Origin of the sequence: Pseudomonas aestiva, from assembly GCF_039908605.1 — a bacterium.
Lineage (GTDB): Bacteria > Pseudomonadota > Gammaproteobacteria > Pseudomonadales > Pseudomonadaceae > Chryseomonas > Chryseomonas aestiva.
Genome location: NZ_CP150916.1, coordinates 4,817,773 through 4,838,920, shown reverse-complemented (window position 1 = coordinate 4,838,920; position 21,148 = coordinate 4,817,773). Strand labels below are relative to the sequence as shown.

21 protein-coding genes and 2 pseudogenes are annotated in these 21,148 nt (G+C 59.5%); 3 read left to right on the top strand and 20 right to left on the bottom strand.

Annotated features, from left to right (window positions below):
- Nucleotides 1-9: 9 nt before the first annotated feature.
- Genes AABM56_RS22400 through AABM56_RS22390 form a run of 3 tightly spaced genes read right to left on the bottom strand, consistent with a single transcriptional unit; the run spans nucleotide 10 to nucleotide 989 of the window.
- Entirely contained in the window at nucleotides 10-381 is a 372-nt protein-coding gene (locus AABM56_RS22400; RefSeq protein ID WP_347884137.1) for a TIGR03745 family integrating conjugative element membrane protein, read from the bottom strand.
- A gap of 12 nt (nucleotides 382-393) precedes the next feature.
- On the bottom strand, nucleotides 394-633 hold the full coding sequence (locus tag AABM56_RS22395) for a TIGR03758 family integrating conjugative element protein (RefSeq protein ID WP_347883752.1): 240 nt from the start codon (nucleotides 631-633) through the stop codon (nucleotides 394-396).
- Entirely contained in the window at nucleotides 630-989 is a 360-nt protein-coding gene (locus tag AABM56_RS22390; RefSeq protein WP_347883751.1) for an RAQPRD family integrative conjugative element protein, read from the bottom strand. The genes AABM56_RS22395 and AABM56_RS22390 overlap by 4 nt, the downstream gene beginning before the upstream one ends.
- A 505-nt stretch (nucleotides 990-1,494) precedes the next feature.
- On the opposite strand from AABM56_RS22390, the gene AABM56_RS22385 reads away from it, so the two are divergent.
- Nucleotides 1,495-1,752 carry a hypothetical protein gene (locus AABM56_RS22385; RefSeq protein WP_133860105.1) on the top strand — a complete coding sequence of 86 codons (258 nt, stop codon included), beginning with the start codon at nucleotides 1,495-1,497 and terminating at the stop codon, nucleotides 1,750-1,752.
- A 134-nt stretch (nucleotides 1,753-1,886) separates the two neighbouring features.
- Here AABM56_RS22385 and AABM56_RS22380 read toward each other — a convergent pair whose 3' ends face one another.
- On the bottom strand, nucleotides 1,887-2,774 hold the full coding sequence (locus tag AABM56_RS22380; RefSeq protein ID WP_347883750.1) for an NAD(P)/FAD-dependent oxidoreductase: 888 nt from the start codon (nucleotides 2,772-2,774) through the stop codon (nucleotides 1,887-1,889).
- A gap of 118 nt (nucleotides 2,775-2,892) precedes the next feature.
- Here AABM56_RS22380 and AABM56_RS22375 point away from each other — a divergent pair, with 118 nt between their 5' ends.
- Complete coding sequence (locus AABM56_RS22375) at nucleotides 2,893-3,336, top strand: Rrf2 family transcriptional regulator (RefSeq protein WP_347883749.1); 444 nt, start codon at nucleotides 2,893-2,895, stop codon at nucleotides 3,334-3,336.
- 268 nt (nucleotides 3,337-3,604) lie between these two features.
- On the opposite strand, the gene AABM56_RS22370 is transcribed toward AABM56_RS22375, so the two are convergent.
- The 16 genes and pseudogenes from AABM56_RS22370 to hemA all read right to left on the bottom strand — a co-directional run bounded on the left by AABM56_RS22370 (nucleotide 3,605) and on the right by hemA (nucleotide 19,510).
- The gene (locus tag AABM56_RS22370; protein WP_347883748.1) at nucleotides 3,605-4,327 is read right to left on the bottom strand and encodes a DUF4400 domain-containing protein; all 723 of its coding nucleotides are present in this window, start codon (nucleotides 4,325-4,327) and stop codon (nucleotides 3,605-3,607) included.
- Entirely contained in the window at nucleotides 4,320-6,410 is a 2,091-nt protein-coding gene (gene traD / locus AABM56_RS22365; protein ID WP_347883747.1) for a type IV conjugative transfer system coupling protein TraD, read from the bottom strand. Before traD ends, AABM56_RS22370 begins: the two co-directional genes overlap by 8 nt.
- 8 nt (nucleotides 6,411-6,418) lie before the next feature.
- Entirely contained in the window at nucleotides 6,419-6,877 is a 459-nt protein-coding gene (locus tag AABM56_RS22360; RefSeq protein WP_347884136.1) for an integrating conjugative element protein, read from the bottom strand.
- Nucleotides 6,878-6,939: 62 nt separating this feature from the next.
- Nucleotides 6,940-7,539, bottom strand: a complete 600-nt coding sequence (locus AABM56_RS22355; RefSeq protein ID WP_347883746.1) for a transglycosylase SLT domain-containing protein — start codon at nucleotides 7,537-7,539, stop codon at nucleotides 6,940-6,942.
- Nucleotides 7,524-8,237 carry a TIGR03759 family integrating conjugative element protein gene (locus AABM56_RS22350; RefSeq protein WP_347883745.1) on the bottom strand — a complete coding sequence of 238 codons (714 nt, stop codon included), beginning with the start codon at nucleotides 8,235-8,237 and terminating at the stop codon, nucleotides 7,524-7,526. Before AABM56_RS22350 ends, AABM56_RS22355 begins: the two co-directional genes overlap by 16 nt.
- Nucleotides 8,234-8,878, bottom strand: coding sequence for a hypothetical protein (locus AABM56_RS22345; RefSeq protein WP_347883744.1), 645 nt, complete (start codon nucleotides 8,876-8,878; stop codon nucleotides 8,234-8,236). The genes AABM56_RS22350 and AABM56_RS22345 overlap by 4 nt, the downstream gene beginning before the upstream one ends.
- A gap of 23 nt (nucleotides 8,879-8,901) precedes the next feature.
- Nucleotides 8,902-9,268 (bottom strand): annotated as a pseudogene (locus AABM56_RS22340) (PilL N-terminal domain-containing protein); the annotation flags it as partial.
- 672 nt (nucleotides 9,269-9,940) lie between these two features.
- Nucleotides 9,941-11,152: an STY4528 family pathogenicity island replication protein gene (locus AABM56_RS22335; protein WP_347883743.1), complete on the bottom strand. Its 1,212-nt coding sequence runs from the start codon at nucleotides 11,150-11,152 to the stop codon at nucleotides 9,941-9,943.
- Nucleotides 11,153-11,154: 2 nt separating this feature from the next.
- Nucleotides 11,155-11,715 carry a DUF2857 domain-containing protein gene (locus AABM56_RS22330; protein ID WP_347883742.1) on the bottom strand — a complete coding sequence of 187 codons (561 nt, stop codon included), beginning with the start codon at nucleotides 11,713-11,715 and terminating at the stop codon, nucleotides 11,155-11,157.
- Between the two features lie 29 nt (nucleotides 11,716-11,744).
- Nucleotides 11,745-13,313 (bottom strand): ParB family protein, encoded by a 1,569-nt coding sequence (locus AABM56_RS22325; RefSeq protein WP_347883741.1) that lies wholly within the window; start codon nucleotides 13,311-13,313, stop codon nucleotides 11,745-11,747.
- A gap of 150 nt (nucleotides 13,314-13,463) precedes the next feature.
- A pseudogene (locus AABM56_RS22320) lies at nucleotides 13,464-13,550 on the bottom strand (LysR family transcriptional regulator); the annotation flags it as partial.
- Nucleotides 13,551-13,566: 16 nt separating this feature from the next.
- On the bottom strand, nucleotides 13,567-14,766 hold the full coding sequence (locus AABM56_RS22315; RefSeq protein ID WP_347883740.1) for an MFS transporter: 1,200 nt from the start codon (nucleotides 14,764-14,766) through the stop codon (nucleotides 13,567-13,569).
- A gap of 69 nt (nucleotides 14,767-14,835) precedes the next feature.
- On the bottom strand, nucleotides 14,836-16,692 hold the full coding sequence (asnB, locus tag AABM56_RS22310; RefSeq protein WP_347883739.1) for an asparagine synthase (glutamine-hydrolyzing): 1,857 nt from the start codon (nucleotides 16,690-16,692) through the stop codon (nucleotides 14,836-14,838).
- 18 nt (nucleotides 16,693-16,710) lie between these two features.
- Nucleotides 16,711-17,781 carry a Gfo/Idh/MocA family oxidoreductase gene (locus tag AABM56_RS22305; protein WP_347883738.1) on the bottom strand — a complete coding sequence of 357 codons (1,071 nt, stop codon included), beginning with the start codon at nucleotides 17,779-17,781 and terminating at the stop codon, nucleotides 16,711-16,713.
- The gene (locus tag AABM56_RS22300) at nucleotides 17,778-18,278 is read right to left on the bottom strand and encodes a GNAT family N-acetyltransferase (RefSeq protein ID WP_347883737.1); all 501 of its coding nucleotides are present in this window, start codon (nucleotides 18,276-18,278) and stop codon (nucleotides 17,778-17,780) included. The genes AABM56_RS22305 and AABM56_RS22300 overlap by 4 nt, the downstream gene beginning before the upstream one ends.
- The gene (hemA, locus tag AABM56_RS22295) at nucleotides 18,278-19,510 is read right to left on the bottom strand and encodes a 5-aminolevulinate synthase (RefSeq protein ID WP_347883736.1); all 1,233 of its coding nucleotides are present in this window, start codon (nucleotides 19,508-19,510) and stop codon (nucleotides 18,278-18,280) included. Before hemA ends, AABM56_RS22300 begins: the two co-directional genes overlap by 1 nt.
- Before the next feature lie 153 nt (nucleotides 19,511-19,663).
- Between hemA and AABM56_RS22290 the strand changes: the two genes are divergently transcribed.
- Nucleotides 19,664-20,530, top strand: coding sequence for a helix-turn-helix transcriptional regulator (locus AABM56_RS22290; protein ID WP_347883735.1), 867 nt, complete (start codon nucleotides 19,664-19,666; stop codon nucleotides 20,528-20,530).
- Nucleotides 20,531-21,148: the final 618 nt, after the last annotated feature.

Genomic DNA, 21,148 nt, shown 5'->3' with positions numbered 1-21,148 from the left:
CTCCGCGTGTCAGAGCACACCGATGGCGGTGGTCAGCAGCCAGATCCCCACGACCAACAGCATGGCGCCAACGGCCACGGTGAGACCAAATTGCCCCCAGGTGGCGCGACCGGTGTGGATCTCGGAGTAGCGGGTATAGGCGTGGTAGCACACGCCAATAAACATGGACGCCACAACCAGCAGGGCGACCAGCATGACGATGTCGTAGCCGTAGTTTTGCAGGGTTTGCAGGATGCCGGTGCCCTGCCCACGGGTGGGTGCTTCCATCTTGGGCAAGCCAGCGGCGTGGGCGCCTTCAATCAGCTCGATACCACTAACGGCCGTCAGGGATTGAGCAAGGCGGCGAGGGCAGATGCGCAACAGCGACGTAGACACGTTCAGGTCCTCCACAAGTCAGGAGAGCAGTAGAAAAATCAGGGCCAAGTACAGGAAGAAAAAACGCACCGCGACACCCAGCAGTTGGCGTTGGGTCATGCGGTGCTCGGCCCAGCTCACGAAGGCCGTGCGCAGGGTCCAGACGCCCCAGAGCTGAAAGACGGCAAAGACCAGGCTCAGCACCACCATGGAGACGGCGGCAGGGGTGAAGCCACCGCTGGCCTGAAAGGCTGTGCTCTGTGCGGCGGAGAGGGTCATGGCGAGGACGCCTCATGTGAATCGACCTCGCGGGCGTAGTCACCTGCCAGCGGCTGCAGATCCCTGGGCTGGGCACGGGACGGTGTCAGGTAGTGTTGGATGCCCTGGCGGATGCGCTGCAGGTCTTGCTGCAGGCGGGCATAGTCGAAGTGGTAGCGGGTGCCTGCAGGGGCTGCGTGCGCAGCGGTCTGAACGGCCAGGTGTTCAGTGATCGTCAATTGCCGGATGACGGCAGCTAGCTGCTCACGTTCAGCGTCACTGTCGCCCGCCTGTGCTTGGGGGGCACTTAGGGCAACCAAGAGCGGTGTGAGGAGGATTGGCCAGTGAAGTAGGGCAGAGCCTTTGCGCGTTGCCATCTTGCTCGCGTCCTGAGCGATTCGATGGCGCGAAGGTGCCGTTTACGGGAGCGTCACGCTGCAGAAAATCCGATTCAGCGCGTACCCGGTTTTCTGTGGACGGCGGCCTCACCGAGAAAGCGGAGCGCATGCCAGCCGGTTTGTTGGTTGCAACCGATAACCACGGACGTTAGATTTTGGTTGTCGTGGTCAATCCCACGACCGGGCGTGAGAACCTGGAAGTTGTCCAAAGGCGCGGTAGCGTCATAGTGCTTAGCCAGTATTTGCATGCTGCGCTAATGCTTCTCTATGGCGGGCCGTGTGAGGCAGGCTTTTGCCTGGCCGGTTCCCTTGGACGCCGGATTCTCACCCTTGCACGGTCCGCCTCCTATGCTCGTGAGAAGGCTGGTAGGCGGTTCCTTAACCTGTCCAAGGAGTAAAAGGAAAATGCCTCGTCCTCCTTTCAAGCCCGGGCTCCGCCTGGCATATCCGACTACGTGTCTTACCTCTCGCACGGAGGTGTGCCATGACTAGTCGCACTAACACTATTGTTCCTTTTCCAACGCCTTCGCTTCGAGCGCGCCAGCCCGACTTCCAGCCAGATACGCCGGAAGCCGAAGCTGAGTTGCATGTTTCAGTGCTGAACGATCTGCTAGATCAGTTGGCGTCTGAGTCGGTAGAAAACGGAGAGCTTCGCCAGCAGTTGCTCGCATCGATGATGCGCGACCTGCTTGACGACGTTGTCGTGCTCTATCGCCGAGCCCTGACAGAAGCTCGACATTAACAACGCTCTTAAGCGATGACGCTGCACCTGTCAGATAAGGTAGCGCTGGCAGGTGCGCTACTGTCTTTGCTAAGAAGACAGGTTAATACCCGCTAGCGCTTTAGTAGAAAGCCGGCGGCCTGAAGTTGTTTCACTCAGCGAAAGATCAACGACTGGTGAGCTGCGCCACCTGTGCGAGCACCGTCGCCGACCGCGATCGCCACGTTACCGGCAGCCACTGCCGCATCTCCACAAGCGAACACGCCTGCCACGCTGGTTTCCCGCATCTGATCTACTGTGAGGAAGTCGCCCAAGGGACCGCTTTCAACGGCAAGGCCCAGCTGCTTGATCAGGGGGTTGTTCAGATGCGTGCGTGGTTGGACGAACAGTCCTGCAAGCGTAATCACATGACCACTGGCCAGTGTCACTTCCAACCGCTCCCCACCAATAGAAACAACCTGATCTTGCTCGAGCGAAACGCCACGCTGTGCAAGCTTCTCGCTTTGCTCTGCATCGGGCTGGAAGGCGCCGTTGAGGAACAAGGTTGTTGGTCCCCAATCAGGCAGCATCAGGGCCTGATGGATAGCGAGTGGTGAGCTGGCCAAGACACCGATGTTTCCTTTGTCCAGCTCATACCCATGGCAGTAAGGGCAGTGGAAGACCTGTCGCCCCCAGCGCTCAGCCAAGCCAGGAATATCTGGCAGCTCATCGGTGACGCCGGAAGCCAGAATCAGCCGACGGGCATTGAAGGTGAGGCCATCGCTTGTAGCGATAGAGATCACATCGGCCTGTTTCTCTGCTGCAACCGCAGACGCGTCATGCCAGGTGACGGATGGGTAGGCGAGTAGTTGCCGACGCGCTTGGTCAGCAATTGCATCTGGGCTGTTGCCGTCTTGCCCCAAGAACCCATGAGACGTGGCAGCGAATCGATTACGGCGTTGCCCAGCATCAATCACCAATACAGAACGGCGCGCCCTAGCCAGTTGCATGGCAGCGGACACACCGGCGTAGCTACCCCCCACAACGATCACATCGTAGATCATGGAATTTTCCTTTTGAATTTCAGGAAACAACATAAGTTACGTGATAAGCGAAAGTCTAGGTCTTGTAACTTTTCCTGTGTCGAGAGATGCTGGTTGGCTTGAATGAGGCTTTTGAGCTATGAGAAATGACACGCGCCTATCGCGGATGCTGCATACGCTGATTCACATGGCTCGCCATGAACAGCCTGCGACGTCTGACACCTTGGCGCAGATGCTGAGTACTAATCCGGTGGTGGTGCGCAGGACGATGGCCCTGCTCAAGGAGCAGGGGTACGTCCGCTCTGAAAAGGGTCATCGAGGAGGGTGGATGCTGGCAAAGCCACTTCCAGAGATCACACTGCTTGATATCCACCAGGCGCTCGGGTCGTCGTCGATTTTCGCTATAGGTTTGGCGACCGATCATCCCGAATGTCTGGTCGAGCGGGCTGTAAACAACGCGCTGACCGAGGCGTTCGATGCCGCACAGGCTCTGCTACTAACCCGCCTGAGAAGTATCACGCTGCAGCAGCTAGCGGATGGTTTCGAACAGCGCGCTGAGCTGCTCGAAACGACCAGAGCGTAACGTCTTCACGCGATCAGGCTGATCCCTAAGCCCTGTCTGGAAGCAGCTTCCATCCCCAAGGTGATGAAGTAAAAGGACCGCTCATTGGGTGGTTTATCGTGCTTGGCTCGAAGAGCGAACAGCTGGAAAACTGCTAAAGGCGATATTCGGGCTCACACGATCGGAAGGACTTAGACACAGAACAGCGTTCCACGTGAAACGTGTCGTAGCCAGGCCGGCGATCACTGCTCTAGCTGTCTTGCTTGGATGGAATAGCCGAAGCTTTTTGTCAGAGATGCTTCTTAAACGACCCAATGGCAATTGCGGCCATCAGGCCTGACAGGATCGCGCTAACAATCACAAAGCTGGCAATGGATAGGCTAATGGGCAGCACCAGGTACATGAACCCTGGCAGCAGCGTCAGTGGAAGGAAGAGGGCCTTCGCGCGGTGATGGAGATAGCCCGATTCACGCTGTACGTTGAAGCGGCGCACGTGCCGTTGGACCAAGCCGTCTACGATACCAACGAGCACGCTCAGTATCAGCAAAGGCAGCGCCTGAAGCAGCAGTAGGCTTCGTATACCAACGCTCAGCGCGCTGTGCCGAGCTGCAGATAAAGCCTCTTTTAGCCACGAGTGTTCTTTTGCCCAAGGCAAACGCGGCGTCTTATAGCCAAGGATGCTGGGTACGGCTGGGAGCCTGTCCTGCAGCTCGATCCATGGGTTGGATAGCTCCATGAGCTGCACTGAGCGTTTGGTATTTAGCCACGTACGGGAAATCGACTGCCATCGATCCGGCCAAGGCGTGCGGGCGAGATCGCGTCGATCCTGCTCGTAAAGGATCTGCGCGTGCAGATCGCGGTTATCCGGCCAAACGAACAACATGCCGAAGCCTTCCAGCAAAAGCCGAAGGAGCAGCGCGGCGCACAGCAGGCCCAGGACGGTAAAGGGCAGTAGCAGAAGCTGGGTAAACCCTCCGTAACGACGCGGCCGGGTGTCTACAGCTTCACTCATGAGGAGATGCCTCAGCAATCGAAGTCACCGGTGGCTCTGGGGCGGTCGGGAGCGGTGAGTCTGGTTCGCCAGATGGCTCAGCCGTCTTGGGTCCGAACGGGCGCCGACGCATGGCAGCGGTCAACGCGCGAAGATCAGCCGGTAAATCATCATCAGTGTCTGGTAGCGGCAAGGGCATGCGCACCTTCCACAGCGCACCACCTTCAAGCAGCGCAAAGCACTGCCCCTTGGGCAACGCGACGAGATGAGCGGGCTCAATCAGAGGCCGCCGGCTGCCTACGAGCTGATCTTGAGTGCTGGAGGTGAAGGCGCTCTCGGCCATTGGATCAGAGGTGTCGGTGACGCTACTGGATTGCGCGGGTGTATAGACGTCGACCTGTGGGAGTTGGCGGGTCAGCAGTTCGGCCGTGGCTGTTTCGCGTACCCGCAGCATGAACAGGTTATTGAAGTTGCCAATCACCTGACCGGCCTTGGCGCGATTACCTAGCCGCGCCTCGATATCCGACAGGGTCTGGGTGTAGGCCGTCACCTGAATGCCAGCGCCACCGCCCTTGTTGACCAGGGGGATAAACTCATCACCCATCAGTTCGTTGAACTCATCGGCGTGGAGATTGATGGTGGGCTTGGTGCCTGGCTTGCCGCCGGGTAATCCGCTGTCGACGCCGAACTTATAGAGGTGTCCCGCCACCGAAACCAGATCCGCGAACATGGAATTGCCTACGGCTGCGGCGACCTCGGCATCGGACAGGGCATCCAGGCCCACATAAACAATGGCGCGTTGCCGAACGACTTGCATCCAGTCGAAGATCGGCCGCGGATCTTGCAGATCCTCATAGTCCGGCGAGAGCAACTGAACGATCTTGCCTGTGGTGAGCTTCTCCAGCAGCGGCAAGAGGGACGCCACGATCTTGTCGAAGAAGCTGCGCTCATAGCGCACGGCGCTGCGCAGACCATCGAGCACCGGATCGAAGTGATTGGTAGCGGAAAGGTACTGCTCGAGGGCAACGACCCGAATATCCCGCCCGATCATGTGCCGCGGCAGATTACGGTTGTTCAGTCCCGCCTCAAGCGTGAGGATCGCCTCCCACGCCTCGGGCTCACGTGTGGCGAAGTAGTGTTCGGCGTACTGAATGAACAGCGCATCGATGTTGATGACATAGCGCTGGATCAACCGATAGTCAGGGCGCTGACCCAGCTCCACCAGCGCGCGCGCAATGATGTTGACGAAGCGCCAGGCAAACTCGCGAAAGGCGGCGCTATCGCCTTCACCAGAGAGTTGCCCGGCAAGACGAGTAGCCACCTCGGAGATACGACCAAAACGGCCGACGGCGTTGTACCGAGCCGAGCTGTCGGGCCAGCCCAGGTGGAACACCAAAAACTCCTGCTCACGACCGGCGCGCTTGGCTTCGGCGTACATCCGCTTGAGCAGATCTGCATCGCCTTTGGGATCGAACACGATGACCACTTCATGCTCGCCCTGCGCATTGCGGCGGCGGATGTCCTGCGCAATGAAGAGCTCGGCCAGCCGCGTCTTGCCGACCCGCGTTGTACCCAGTACCAGCGTATGGCCCACACGCTCGTTCAAGGGTAGGCAGACGTCTTGCTCGTCAGGCTCGACGCCATGCAGGCGAGGCAGGCCGCCAATGGCGGCTTGAGCCAGGTGACCGCGCCGTGAAGGCTGTTTGAAGAGGTGTTGGATAAAGCGGTCATACCGGCTTGGCTCGACATAGCGGCGCCACTGCGGCAAATAGGTCTCGAGCAAGCGTTGGGTATGCCGCGCCTCCCAGCGAAACCCACGGCCGATGAACAGCGTCTGCGTGCTGACCGGTATCGCAGCGCTGGACAAGGCGTAGGCAGGCAGCCGCCGGAGATTGCGTCGGTAGCGCAGGATGCGATGGGCCTGATACAGCCGTGCGGCGGCGAGGCATAGGAATGCCGTTGTGGCGAATGAGGCCATTGGGGCCGAGAGCCCGAGCGTTTCGGGGATGAGTGCAACAAGGCCAGCCGCTAGCATGCAGGCGACAACGCTGTACAACTCCACGGCTGGACGAAGCCAGCGCTCATAGCCGGTCGGATGGGACATGGCCTGCGCTACCTATCATCTGCCATTGGCAGGAGCAGCACAGGGTAGTGGTACAGCCCCAGGCGTTGGGCGAGGTCATCCCCCGAGGTTGGAATGAGGGTGAGGTCGGGGGCCAGGCGCCGAAGTTCGGCCAAGGCACCGGCAGTGTCGATATTCACCACCAGGCCGATAGCCCGCTGCTCCTTTAGCCGCCGCTGCTGCTGGCGCAGCCAATGACGTGAGTACTCATCATCACCGATGAGAAACAGGGGGCTAAGCCCAGGTGCTTGGAGCGCTTGTGTCGAAGCTTCGCCTGGAGTCAGTCTTTGCGACCGCACCGGTAGCATTGCGGTCTCAGCCTCGTAAGCATCGGCAGGAAATAGGGTCACAGTGGCCGTGCGTGGTGGAGCTGTTCGTTTGAACGGCTCGAAGTACGGCCGGGTGGAAACACCTCCCTCGTGACCCACCACGATGAGTGGGTCCGCCATTGCCTGCAAGGATAGCCATCCCGTACCGAGTACGAACAGCGAGCGTCTTCCGAACCCAGGTCTCACTGCAGCTCTCCCACCTGCAGTCCACTGGCTACCTGACCCTGTAGGCGATCCAGATGCGCCTGGACGAGGCGCTGATAGCGTGCGGCGAATGCGCCGCCGCCCGGGCGGTGGTAGCGGCCAATGGCGGCTGGCCAATCAGGAGCGGCTGCGCGCTGCTCGACGAGGATTGCAGCGGCAATCGCAAGGTTTTGATAGGGGTCTAGCAAGTCACACGGATGGGTGACGCGATGGCGGTGGTAACCCAGGTTGATCTGGCCGAGACCCACGTCGATTTTGCGGCCTGGGGTAGTGTCCATGGCCTGCAGCAGGCCGGTGCATGCCGTATGGCGATTGGCAAACCGCTTGGCCTCGCCAGCCACGTTCAGGGTCCAGGGCCACGGCACTGACCGTCCTTGCCAGCGTCGCCCGCTTTCCTGCAGTGCTATGGCGTACAGAACCAGAGAGGGAACGCCGGCTTGCTGGGCCGCAAGCTGATAGGCCGGAGGCGGCAGCTGAGCCTGCGCCCAGGTGGCGACGCTGACCAAAGCTGACAACAAAAACGCCAGGCCAGCGACTGCTCGACGGCGCCTTGTTGGCGTGGCTACTGTCGCTGCCATTGTCCATTCACCCGCTGTGCGACGACGGGCAATTCGCCGGCAAGACCTAGCGACTGAAAGCGGCCATTGTCATGGTTGAGGGTGATGGTCCGCTGCTGAACCCGTGTGGGATCCAGGCGCGCCTGACGCGCCCAACGCCGGAGTCGTGCGTCATCGCCTTTACTATCCACCAGGTACAGGTCGAAGGCCCGACCTTGTGCCTGCAACTGCCGGACACGTTCAAGACAGGGCGGGCAGTCCGCTTTGACGAACACAGAAAGGCGCGCCTCGTCTGCCACGTTGGCGTCCTCGAGCGTGACCCGCTGCAAGTCAGGTGCAAGGCGCTGCCAGGCAGCGTCGTAGGCACGCTGATAGGTCAGCAGTTTCTCGACGCGTCGGGCCTCGGCTCTGACCTGCAACTCCGCATAGCGCGCACGCTCTTCGTCACTGCGTGCCTCGATACCTAGGGCGGTCAATGGGTCTAGGTTCGGCGCGTAGATACCTAGCGGACCCTGCATCAGCTCGCGATAGCGGACCCAGTCACTGGCCTGCAGACCCCAGGCCCGAGCCTGTGCGTCCTCGTTCAGCACGAGGCGGCTGTGTTGGGTCTCGCTCCAGCGCGTCTGGTCGTGGGCAGTAGGCGCAGGAGATGCCTGAACAGCTTGAAGAGAGCTAAGGATCAGGCTAAGCAACGCGGTCGCGGGTAACCGTTGTGTCATCGCGTGTCTCCTCCAGGCAGCGGCAGACGCCGCACCAGGCCATCCACCCGAAATGTTGCGGTGTCCTGGGTCAAGCCGGTGAGCTGCCATTGGCCCAAGGACTCGCCCACGCGGAGCAGCGTGACGGCGTTGAGCCCTTGCTGATGAGCAGGTAACAGGGACAGAAAGGTGTGGCCGCCACGTTGCTCTGCACCGAGTAGCTGAAAGGGCGGTTTGGACGCCTTGGCCTTTGGTGCAGGTCGTGCCGGTGTTTGGCGCTTCTCGCGAAACGCCGTTGCTTGGTGCATCAGGGCGTGCAACTGAGCCTCAAGTCGGTCAGTGCGTTGTTGCAAAGTCAGCATATCTGCAGCTTGGGCATGCTTTTCCTGCTGCTGAACAACAGCGGCCAATCTGGCTTCAAGGTCCTCGCGTACCGCGCTTAGCTCGGTCGGGCTGACCAGGCGCTCTGGCGTTGGCAGGGCATCCAGTCGGGCAGTGAGGGAGGCCATGTCCGCCTGCAGCGCCTGAAGGCCCGGCTGGTCATTGTGTTGCACTAGTTGCTGACGCAGGCGCGACTGGCCCATGTGGTCATGCACCATCAGGATGCTGAGCGCGAGTAACCAGGCGCCGCCGCCCAGGCGTTGTAGATGATCATCACGCATGGCCAGAAAAGACGCTCGCACCCTCACGATGGCCGGCCCTCGGTTGGATGGGTTGGCGCAGGTGCAAAGCACACACGCCGAGCGAGCGAATCAACCTGTAGCGTCCAGGCAGGGCCTGCCAGGGCCTGCCAGGGCCTGCAGGGCGTCACGCAGCGGCAGCGGTCCCAACTGCAGGTGTGCGGCCGGCAAGGGCAGCGCATAGAGCCGAGCCGCCTCTGACGTCTCGCACAGCGAAAAGCCGGAGCGGATCAGCACATAGCGCAGGGCATCGCCCACGGTACGGTCGGCGCCGGCGGGGATGGAAACGTCCACAACCTGACGCATCAGGTTGCGTTGAGCGAGTTCAGGTCCTTGCTCGACCAGGGTGTAGCGTCCCTGGCGGACAACCAAAATATCCTGTTCCGGTACGGGCGCTGGCGAGCGCACAGGAGGGGTGTCAGACAGCGCGCCTGCTGGGTCGGATGGCAGTGGGGTACAGCCTTGGAGCAGTAGGCCTAGGGCCGCTCCGGCGCAGGCGGGTATGAGGCAAGCGGTGGCGTAGGGTGCGCGCATGGAAGACTCCCGAGAAGGCGAGTCGCTACTTTCCAATGCAGGGCCGTCTTGAGGCTGCGATTAAGGCGTATTGGGGCTTTACCCGTTTTCGCTATGTGTTAGCTAACCGCGTTGATTGCGAGCCATGTGATAGCTATCCCCTGGGGATAGCTCCGGGATAAGCCTCACTGGGCTAGGCGACATTGATCCAAGCCGTGTGATTTATCTTGGGTCCCGTCACCTATCCCCAGGGGATAGATCAGGTCCGCAACTGCACGGCAGCCCATGCAGGAAGCCAAGACAGTGAGAGGTCTGCATCCAGCATGAGTCCTGGAGCTATCCCCTGGGGATAGCTTCCGAAGGACAATGGCACTGAGTTAAGTACCGTAGATCCCGTTACCACGACCCCTTCTGGGAGTTCTCGAGCTATCCCCTGGGGATAGCTCAGCAAGGAGTGCGTGGTCGGTCATGCCAGGATCGTTTGTATTGATCTGCCCATATGCGGGATGACCTGTGCCCTTGGTCGATGAGCTATCCCCTGGGGATAGCGTCCCGCGGAGGAAGGCGTAGCGCTGATCGCAGTTGATCCAAGTGAGCCCGACCTACCTCAGGATTTCGCGACGTCTGGCACGCCGCACGCGCGGGTGGCGATTCGGCAGGAACGATCGGGGTCGGCTCAGGCGGTAGCGGCGGAGGGGTAGGGGTAGACGCTGCCGCGCGGTTGAATTCGCCACGCAGGGCTTTCTGGATGATGCCGAACAGATAGCCTGCGGGATTGCGAACCGCAGAGCGTTCGCAGCGGGCCGCCCATTCATCGAGAATCGCCTGTCGCTGTGCAGGCTCCACGGGCTTGAGGGCCGCCAGGGCGCCGGACTGTTGCTCGCGGTCGAGGGTGAGAAAGCGTGGGGGTAGTACGAGGTCGTTAGACACAGTCCTCTTCGTACGTACTAATTCTTTATCTACTTTACGTACAGTACGGTCTGCCTTCGGATTCCGAAGGACGTCGTCAGAATCAGGGATTGCACCTGCTTCGGAATCCGAAGGCGGTGCGGGCGTACTGTCTTCGGATTTCGGTATTTCAGGGTCCGTTACCGCCAGTACGCCTTTGTCCGTCCAGCCCTGCTGAGCGAGACGTTGAGCAATAATCTGCAGGCGAGTGGGAAGGCTCCGCTGGTTGACCTGCGGATCTTCAGTCACCTCCTTTAGCACCTGTCGCGCGACCACCTGCACTGCCTTCGCCGCGTGGCTCAGCGCTTGGCTCACCAGCTTCAGGTAGTCCGGATCCAGCTGGATTGCTTCGAACGGCGTGAGGGGCTCATCGTGCAGGACATAGAGGTTGCCCTGGATACGGCCGGTGTGAGGATCACGTTGTCGCCGGACAAGACTCAGCCACCGCGTCAGTCGGAGGAGGGCCAGGGCGCGGGCCACGGTTTCGTTGGACGCTTGTGTGGCGCAAGGCATGACCGCCAAGTACGGACGGAGCCGCTCGTAGGTCGGAAAGGCTGTCAGGCCGCTGCGATCCAGCAGCACGTGCAAAACCTGCCAGGCGTTGCGCTCTAGCGGCGTCAGGCGCCGATCAAGCAGGAGCGCGCGCGGTAGGCTGTCGTGGCGGTTACCGCTGTAGAGGAAACCGTCCTGGGGCGTGCCGTCTGCCTTTGGGGATGGTTTGAGAGTACACAGGACGTCATTGAAGACAGCTGTCAGGGGCGCGGGACTTGCGCGCCGCAACGCCTCGTGGGCCATGCCTACGCTCCCTGTTGGCCGGTCCAGCGACGAACCGACGACCAGAGAACGGCCAGCGGTACTTCATGCGTCTCGGCAAGCTCCATGGCCAGCTCGAGCATGGCGGTTTCGTCGTCGGTTGATAGCCCGCGCCGCGCCACCTCGGTTTTCCATTGCCGCCAGAGTGCGGCGTCCTGCGCATCGTCCAGCGCGGGATAACGGCCTTTGCGCTTGGGTAAGCCCAGCACCTTGCGGCGTAAGGCAACCTCTTGGTGAGTGAGCCCGAAGCGGTGACTGACCATCTCGCTGCTGCTGCCCAGGCGCAGCATGCGATCAATCTGCGCGATTTCCTGACTCACATCGGCAGATTGTCCAAGCAGCCGTTTGATCACCTCGCGATTGATCGACACCGTGCACCATGAGACGGGCGCATTCACCAGAAGACTGACCAGGTCTGGCTGCTTTAGGGCGGCCAGCTCCTCCTCGTCAAATCCCATCGCTTGGCAGCGGCGAAGCTCGCCGTGATGTAAGTGATACAGGGCTTGGGTCAGTACGGCTTGGTTCAGAGGGTGGCTGGTCGACATGACAGAGGTTCTCGGAACAGTGCACAGGATCAAGAGAAAGAACCGGCCTCTAGGCGGTTGAGGCGACGGGTGTGGCGGATGAGCCGGAATAGCAGTGAGAGCGAAGGTCCACTTAGCGGAGCGATCTCACCCGCCTGACCGTGCAAGAGCACGCCGAGTCCATCGGCAAGGGCTGCACGGTCGACCAGGGGTAGCGTCTGAGCGGTGCCAGTGAGCGCGTGAAGCAGGAGCAACACGGTACGCGCGGCGGGCTGCAGGGCATGAGCATCGGTCGGCCACGTACAGGAGAAGCCCAGGTGACTTGTCTGGACGCTCACGTAGGGCTCGACACCTGCGTCTCGAGCCAGCTGCTGCGCAAGGTGTGCAATCTGCTCCCGCAGGTGCTCAGGTTGGGTGCGCACAGATTCAGGGGGCGTCGCATGGCCGCTGGATCTATCCCTGCCCAAAGAAGGTTGAGCCATGTGAGACGTGTTTCCCGGCTGCGCGATGGGCTCACCAGTATGGCGGGCAATCAACTGCTGAATGGCCATGAGCCGTGGGGTGGTACCCGAATCAGTCTCATTGGGTGTCTGTCCCGGCACATGCGAGGTGAGCGGTGGCGTTTGCGAGAGCGCACGTTGGCGCGTTTCCTGTTGATCGATGTCCAGTGCCAGCGCCTCGTAATGCATCCCGAGCGCTGCGGCCATTTGTGCGATCAGCTCGTCCTGTACGCGTCGTGGGCAAAAGTGCTCGCCCGCAGAATCAAATTGCGCCAATACGTGTTGGAACAATTCGGCAAAGGTGTGGCGCTCGCGGTGGTTTGCCAGACGCTGCCAGGTGCGTTCGCATGCCCGTCTTAGAATCGCGAGGCGTTCCACCTGGTGCCGCCCAAGGCCGGCGTACAGCACGGTGGGTATGGCAGGGAGCAGATAGCGCAACGCTTCCTGCATGCGACTGATGTGGGATTGGCGAACGGGATAGCCATCCGCGTTGAGACGTCGCGCCAGTTCGGATTGGGAGAGGGTGCGTCCGGCTTCTTGCTCGTAGAGTACTTTCGCCCGTTGGATGGCCTTGGCGCGTTCGATGAAGGTCAGGCTGCCACGGAGTTCATTCTCGGCCAGGTGGCCCGTCAGTGCCTCCAGCTCGCCACGCTCGGTCCACGGACGATACCGGCAAGTCAGCCGGAAAAAGCGCTCCTCACCGGTTTCGGCATAGAGCTCGCGCAGGATCGACAGGCGCGTATTACCTCCGCTGTAGATGATGTAGTGAGACTCGCCAGTACGCCGCGTGATGACAGGTACGCTGTCCAGACCACGCTCGCGGATCGAGGCCTTGATCTCGTCATAGGCCGGATTCCTTACCGTACGGGGGTTGTGATCAAAGGGACGCAGTTCGTCGAGGGTGACAATCCGTAGTGACTCGTAGGCCGTTCCTGCCTTGTACGTTTCGGGCTCGAGAAGAGAATCTTCTACCTGGCCAGCTTGCTGAGCCTTAGCGGGAGCACCCTGTCGAGAAGAACGGGATTCGGCATCGCCGGAAACTGATCGGGCCAGCGGGTCAAGCGAGTCAGGTTTGATCGGCTCGTCAGAGCCGGTGGCTTCAGGAGGATACGTGTGCATGGCAGACGTAAGGTCAATTGAGTAGGGGTGAATAGGTCTGGTCTGCGTGGCTCCTGCAAACGGGGCCACCGTCGGTGGAAACGCCCTCATAGCGCACGACCAACAGGAGATACCAGGGTTAAATCGCTTCTGGCGCTCTCCCTAAACCGACTGCTCGATACGCAGTCGTGCCGCTGCCCGGGCAAAATGACGTTCTTCTGCGACGGCGATGAAACAGCGTAAGTGGCGCAGTTCCACAGCCTTTCTCCTTTAGTCAGTGTTTAGAATCGCGATGGGTGTGATGGGATGCCGTGCCTTTCTGGCGTAGCAGGAACAGTTGGGCAAAGGCGCCAAGCGTGGCTACGCCGGCAGCGTAGAGCGCCAGATTACCGACCGGCTGTTCGAGCAGTAGAACGAACCCGCCTGCAGCCGCACCAAGCGCGCTACCCAAGTACAAGGCTGATTCATTCAATGCCACTGCAAGGTTGCCATCACCATGGTGTTGGCGCGCCTGGATCAGCTCGTTGTTCTGCGGTACCTGCAGGGCCCAGCCGACCGCGCCCCAAGCGGCAATGGGCAGCATGACAAGCCAGTGATTCCACTGTGCGGTTTGAGGAAGGAGGAGCAGCGACAGTGCCAGGATGATCATGATCCCTAAAGTCAGCACCGCACCACGAACGCGATCAACCAAGGGGCCAATTAGGAAGCTTCCTAGTACACCTCCAATGCCCCATACCCAGAGATAGGGCGTAACAGAGTGGATACCACCGTAGGCGGGGTCAGACAGCAGAGGGGCGATGAAGGTATACATGCCGAGGCTGGATACGGCCGCTAGCAACGACACGAGCAAAATGGTCAGGACTCGGCCATCGCTGAGCATGGCGAGTTTTTGGCCAAGGGAGCTGGCGGTCGCCTTGGGTAGCGCTGGCAGACGCAGGTAAAGGCCCGCCCAGCTCACAGCGCCCAGGAGCGTGATCAACCATAGAGCTGCTTGCCAGCCCCATTGGTCAGCCAATAGCAAACTCAGCGGTACACCCAGGACCACACCGCTGGCCATGCCGCCCAAAATTACGGCGATACCTTTGCCGCGGCGCTCCGGAGTAGAGAGCGATGCGGCGGCAGCAATGCCCATGGCGAGGTAGACACCGGCACCGATACCGGCGATTGCGCGGCAAACCACAAGTGTCGGAAAGCTATCAGAAAGGGCGCTTCCTGCGTTTGCCAGTACGAAGACCAGTAGAGCGAGTAACAGTCCGGCACGCTGCCGGCCGGGGGGCACGAGGGCGACGAACACGGGCGAACCGATGCCATAAGCAATGGTAAAGGCGGTAACCAGTTGGGCCGCCATGGCCACTGATACTGAAAGGGAGCTTTGGATGAGCGGGATGAGCCCTGCTGTCACATAGGAGGCCATCCCAAGGGCGAATGCGCCCAGGGCGATGAGATAGGTGGGTGACGTACGATTTGAAGGCATGACAAAGTCCTCACGGAGGTGAGTCGGTAAATAGGAAGTGAAGGGGCGACGCGGCGGTCGCCCAGGTAACTAGAAAAGCTCGACGCTGACGTCGTACTCGCGCAGCCAAGTATCAAGCCCGACCGCGAGTTCCATACCCATGAGGTCATACATAGGCGAGTGGGCGCCAAGGGGCCTTTCTAACGCTGCCTCTACACGGGTGAAGTCGAGGAAGGGGCGGACGGGCGCATTCGAGTCATCCCGGATAGCAGCTAGGGCTCTGCGTAGCCTCTGCTCATAAGCGGGATCTTGCGTCGAGGGATAGGGGCTTTTCACGCGATCGACGACGGACGCTGGCAGAAGGTCGAGTGTCGCCGCGCGCAAAATGCTCTTTTCTCTATTGTCGAAGGCCTTCATCTGCCAGGGGATGTTGAACGCATATTCGACCAAGCGGTGGTCACAGAATGGCACCCTTACTTCCAGTCCGACCGCCATGCTCATCCGGTCCTTGCGATCCAGTAGTGTCTGTAAAAAACGGGTCAGGTTGACGTAGCTCATCTCCCGCATCCGACGATCCCCGGTGGCCTCGCTCGGCAAGCCAGGCGCCTCAGCAATAGCCTGCGAATAGCTGTCCTGTAGGAAACTCTGCATATCCAGATGTTTTAGTAAGCCTGGATCGAACAACGTCTTGCCGTCGAAATATTTCTCCGTCACGGAAGTCAGCCAGGGAAAAGTATGCGCTTGGATGGCTGCTGGATCGTGGAACCAGCGATAGCCGCCGAACACTTCGTCTGCGCTTTCCCCGGACAAGGCGACAGTAGAATGCTGTCGGACCTCTTCAAAGAGTCGATAGAGCGACGGCCACATATCGCCCCAATAGGCTGGGGGTAGGTCCAACGCTCGGATAACCTGCGCCCGCAGCTGCGGATCAGCAAGTTCCCGACTGTCGAGGACGACCTCGCCATGGTGAGATTGGATCTGCTGTACCAAGTCTTTCACAAAGGGTGCATCGGGCGTGCCTCGAACAGCATCGCTTGCGAAGCCTTGGCCATGATCAGCGAAATCCAACGAGAAAGAGCGGATGTTCTCTTTTCCCGCTGCAAGCAGCTTGCGCGATGCCAGCGCTGTGATGATAGAAGAGTCGAGTCCGCCTGAAAGCAGACTACATAAGGGCACATCCGAAACCACCTGATGCTCAACTATGTCTTCGAGTAATTCACGCGTGTGGCTGATGGTCTGGACTAACGAGTGCTCGTGCTCCCGTGCTTCAAGCTTCCAGTAACGATGCCGTTGCAAGCCACTGCGGGAAATCCTGACCCATTCGCCAGGTAGCACTTCGCGCATGCCAGCAAAGATGGCCTGCCCTGGAGTTTTCACCATCTCAAGGATTTCACGCAGACCGTCTGCTTGAATCTTGCGAGGTACCAGAGGGTTCGCCAGCAGGGCTTTGGGCTCGGAGCCAAAAATTACGCCATCGGCCGTTGGAAAGTAATAGAGCGGCTTGACCCCCATCCGGTCACGGACTAATAGTAGTTCTTGCTTGCGTCTGTTCCAGATCGCGAAAGCGTACATGCCATTGAGTCGTTCGACGAAGTCATAGCCCCACTCCAGATAGGCGTGTAGGACTACCTCGGTGTCGCTGCGAGTTTCGAACTGATGTCCGAGTGCTTGCAGATCACGCCGGAGGTCCTGGAAGTTATAGACCTCGCCGCTGTAGGTGATGGCTACCGCTTCAGGGTCGTTGCCGAAGCCTGCCGTCATTGGCTGGCGACCGCCTTCGAGGTCAATGATGGAGAGGCGTCGATGTCCGAGTCCAATTGGTCCATCAATCCATAGGCCGCCCGCGTCAGGTCCTCGTCGCGTCATCGTTGCGGTCATGCGCTCCAAGATAGAACGCTGGAAGTTAAGATCTTGGCTGAAAGACAGCCAGCCAGTAATGCCACACATTGGCGGTCTCCTTTGAAATCAGCCCAGAGTTTCCAAGTCACTCATTTCCGGCAGCAGGCTGCGGTTCCCGTAAGGGACATAGCAGGCCGGAGCGGGGCAACGGGCGGAGGTCTCAATCAGGTTAAGCTGGCGCTGTAGAGCGATAGCCGTTTGCAGGTCGGCAAAGGGCTGTGAGGGCGTTTCGCGAAGGGATACCCATCGCACTACCTGGCGACAGAGGCGACTCAGCTTATGCAGGGTTTCAAGCCCGGGTTGGGCAGGGCTGAAACACTGTTCATCGATCAGTTGCTCCTGCCCTTGATTATTGCGCGTCCAAATTCGCAGGTGATCCTGATCCCAAGACGGCGTATCGAAGACCAGGCGCGCCTGAATGACTTGCTGTTCTTGATCGATGAAGCTGAAGTCCACCGTGCGCTGACGCATGATGTTCACGAAGCTGGCATAGCCTGCGAGTGTGGCCTGGCCCAACGTTCCGGTGAGAGAGACGGTATCCAGCACGGAATGTCCGGAAATCGAGAAGTCCGAACGTACTCCGATCACATCGTGAATCTGCAAAGGATCAGCGGAGGAGCAGATCCACGACACCAGATCCAGCGCATGGATGACTTCACTGGTGACACCGCAGGTAGGGCGGTAGTCATTTAGCCGGTCCTTACCCCAGTGAAAGCTGGCCCTCACCAGCGACCAACCCTGTGCGCTGATCTGCCGACGCAGAGATTGTGTGGCGGGTGAGTACCGTTCTACCAAGTCCAAGGCAAAACCACTTACCTGACTTAGCTGCTCGGCAACGAGTGTCAGGTCGTCAGCGGGAGTAACGAGTGGTTTCTCGCACAGCACGAAGCCACGATATCCGCTTAGCTCCGTCAAGATTCGTGCATGACTTTCATCGTTGACGCTGACCACGACGATGTCGGGCTCGAAGTGATGAAGCGCGGACGCCACCGTAGGAAAGAATGGCAGTTCTGGTGCCTTGGGTTTCCGATCAACATACGCCAAGCGCAAGGGCATGCCAGTACTGACGGACAGGTGTTCAAAGGCACGCCAAAAACGATGACCGGCATAGCCCAGGCCGATGATAAGGACGTTCATGGCCGCCCCTCCGCACGTACCAATAGGGCTTCGCCAGTCGAGGCGAAGCCGAGCATGTGGTAGAGCGAGGTAGCAGCGGCGGTAGTTTGCAGAGCTACTGAGTTCACATGGCGCGCCCTGAACCAGTCTAGAAGCCGCTGCATGAGTGCCTTTGCGATACCGCAGCGGCGCAGCTCAGGTGTTACGGCAACCGACTGAACCCAACCCGATCGGCCGTTAAGACAATCGGGAGCCGGGGCGCGGTCATCAATGATGCCTGTGGCGCAACCGAGTATGGCGTGGGTGTGCTTATGCTCAGCGCACAGAATGAGTACCCGATCTGACCTTTCAAGGCGGGTCGCCAGCCAAAGCGGGTAGGCGCTGCGCCAACGCTCAGTGTCTGCAGGTGTACGGCTGGCGTAAGGCGCTCCGCCAGCATCTAGTAGATGAGCTCTAAGCTCGATGAGCGCTGGGATGTCGTCAGGCGTAGCACGACGGATGTCGTAAGAGGTCCTCATCACGCAACCTCCGCGCCAATCCGCTGGGAGGCAAAAGGAATGGCGAAGTGCTCAAAGGTTTCCCGTAGGGCAAGGGCCAATTGCTCGATCTGCTCATCGCTATGATTGGGCGTTGCGTTAACGCGGAAACGTTCCGTGCCTACGGCGACCGAAGGAAAGTTGATTGGCTGGAGATAGATGCGATGGGTTTGCAGAAGGCGCCCCGCAGCCGCTTTGCAACGTTCGGCATCGCCGATCAATACCGGCAGGATGTGAGTGCGTGAACAGGGCATGACGGGGATGTCTTGCTCCAGAAGCTTGCCGCGCAGTTTTGCGGTATGCGCGTGCAGCCGCTTCCGTTCTACGTCACTACGCTTGAGGTGTTCGATACTCTTAAGGCAGCCTGCCGTTACTGCTGGCGGCAGAGACGTGGTGAAGATGAAGCCCGTTGCAAAGGAACGTACAGCATCGATGATGACGGAGCTTGCGGCGATATAGCCACCGATGACACCAATGGCTTTGGCCATAGTGCCTTGAATAATGTCTACCTGCTCCGCAACGCCTAGTTCCGCCGCGACACCGGAGCCTCGAGGCCCGTACATGCCTACCGCATGTACCTCGTCGAGGTAGCTTAGAGCGTTGTATCGCTTGGCCAGCGCAACAATTTCTTTAACGGGTGCGACATCGCCGTCCATGGAGTAAATCGACTCGAAGACAATGATCTTGGGGCGCTCAAGGGAGTAGGTTTGTAGCAGTTGCTCCAAGTGCTCGAGATCGTTGTGCCGGAAGATATGGCGCTCATTTGAAGTTGAGCGGATACCGTTGATGATCGAGGCATGGTTACGCTCATCACTGATCACCACGCAATCGGGTAGCTCCCGCAGCAGACACTGCAGGGTGGCATCGTTAGACCCGAAGCCGGTAGGGAACACCAGTGCCGCTTCCTTACCGTGCCAGTCGGCCAAGCTTTGCTCTAATTGTCCGTACAGCGCATGGGAGCCCCCAATGTTGCGCGAACCTCCCGAACCTGCACCGTAGGCATCCAAGGCCTCGTGCATGGCGCTACGTACCTCGGAATGCTGGGACATTCCGAGGTAGTCGTTGCTGCACCACATTACGACCGCTAACTGCGAATCGTCGGCCAAGCGAGCCAAAGGGTAACGACCACATAAGCGGTCCAAGGTCGTAAAGGTGCGGTATTGGTTAGCCTGTTTCAGGGCTTCCAGCTTCTGATGCAAGAGCGTGTTGTACATCGGTTTGATTCCTAGGCAGTAATAGCAAGCGCGTCTATTCCTCCTCGCGCGGCAGCCCTGACATGAGGCACTTGGCGCCAGGACACGCTATTCTTCGCATCCTTTAGAGCCTGTTACAATTTGGTTGCTTATACTGTTACTAGGGGTAATGGCATGCCGGCGGCACGGTCTTTCGAGCGTTCTCGGATTGAGCTTGCAGAGTTTCTAAGAAGCCGCCGGGAGCGGCTGACGCCTGAAGAGGTTGGGTTGCCTTCCGGTGGGCGAAGACGGACACCTGGGTTACGGCGTGAAGAGGTAGCGACGCTGGCACGGGTGGGTCTTAGTTGGTACACCTGGCTCGAACAGGGCCGAGAAATCAGCGTGTCCTCGACTTTTTTGGACAATCTATCCCGTGCACTCAAGCTCGATGCCACGGAGCGTCGTCATCTCTATCTACTCGCCCAACAGCGGCCACCGTGTGAGCCCGGCAGGACGTGGTGCGTAGTTCCACCCCTGATTATCCGGTTGATCGAGGATCTGGATGCCCGCCCGTCCTACGTCTTGAACCTGCGCTGGGATGTGTTGGCTTGGAATGACGCGGCCGACCGACTGTTTGGCTTTTCGGAGCAGATCCCTGAGCGACGTAATTTGCTTTGGATGCTGTTTACGTCCAAGCGGCTACGTCAGCTTCTCGATCCGTGGGAGGGCCAGGCAGTCCAGATCTTTTCGAGCTTCCGGCGCGATTTTGTTCAGGGAACCCAGGATGCAGACATCGTGGGACTGGTAAAGGACCTGGAGCGGGTAGCCCCAGAATTTTGTGACTGGTGGAATCGCCAGGACATCCATGGGCCCTGCCAAGGGATTCGATACTTCCGACTTGATGGGATAGGCCAGATGGTGTTTGAACACACGACGCTTACAGTAGATGTGGACCGCCATCTACGGCTGGTTTATTACGCTCCACAGATGGATGGAGCGCAGGGCGCGACGTTCGAGCGCTGGATGAAGGAAGGGAGAAGCTCAAGTCACGAAGCCAAGTGACTTGGCTGCGGAGTATCCATAACCAGGTCGCATCTCGACTACAGATTTCAGCCTACGCTCATGAACAAGCGGTGATAGCTGCTTTAGAGAAATCGCTCGCCAAAGCCCATAGGCTTTTCTAGCCGTCACAACCTCATGGACAGCTGAGCACCACACGAGCGACGCTCAGCTGTCTCCTCCCCTAGGGGTGACGAGCCTCTGATAGCGCTCTGCGATAGAGCGTCACCATTTCATCGAGTAAATCTCGAGCCATATAGGCCGAAATTCGCTGACGTAGGTCTGTTGGGCTATCCGCGTTGCCCTGATCGTTGGCGAGGCGATCCAACAGGTCGCTGAGCATTGAAGCCCGTATATCCGCGTCTGCCTCTGGCGACTCCCGGGTGAACTCAGGTTGTCGTAACGAGGCTGAGCTGACGGGGAAGGGAAGGATCGCACCTTTCGTCTCAGCCATTGTTCACCTCCACCATGGAGGTACAACGTAATGGGCTAGGACAGGGGCGGGGCGCGAGCTTAAAAGGAAGACGATGCATGTTCATGCTGCTCCTTGGTTCGGTTAAGGAGCCGCCACCACCGTTGCTACGCGGTATGGAGGCGGACCGTACGGGGGTAGCAAACCGG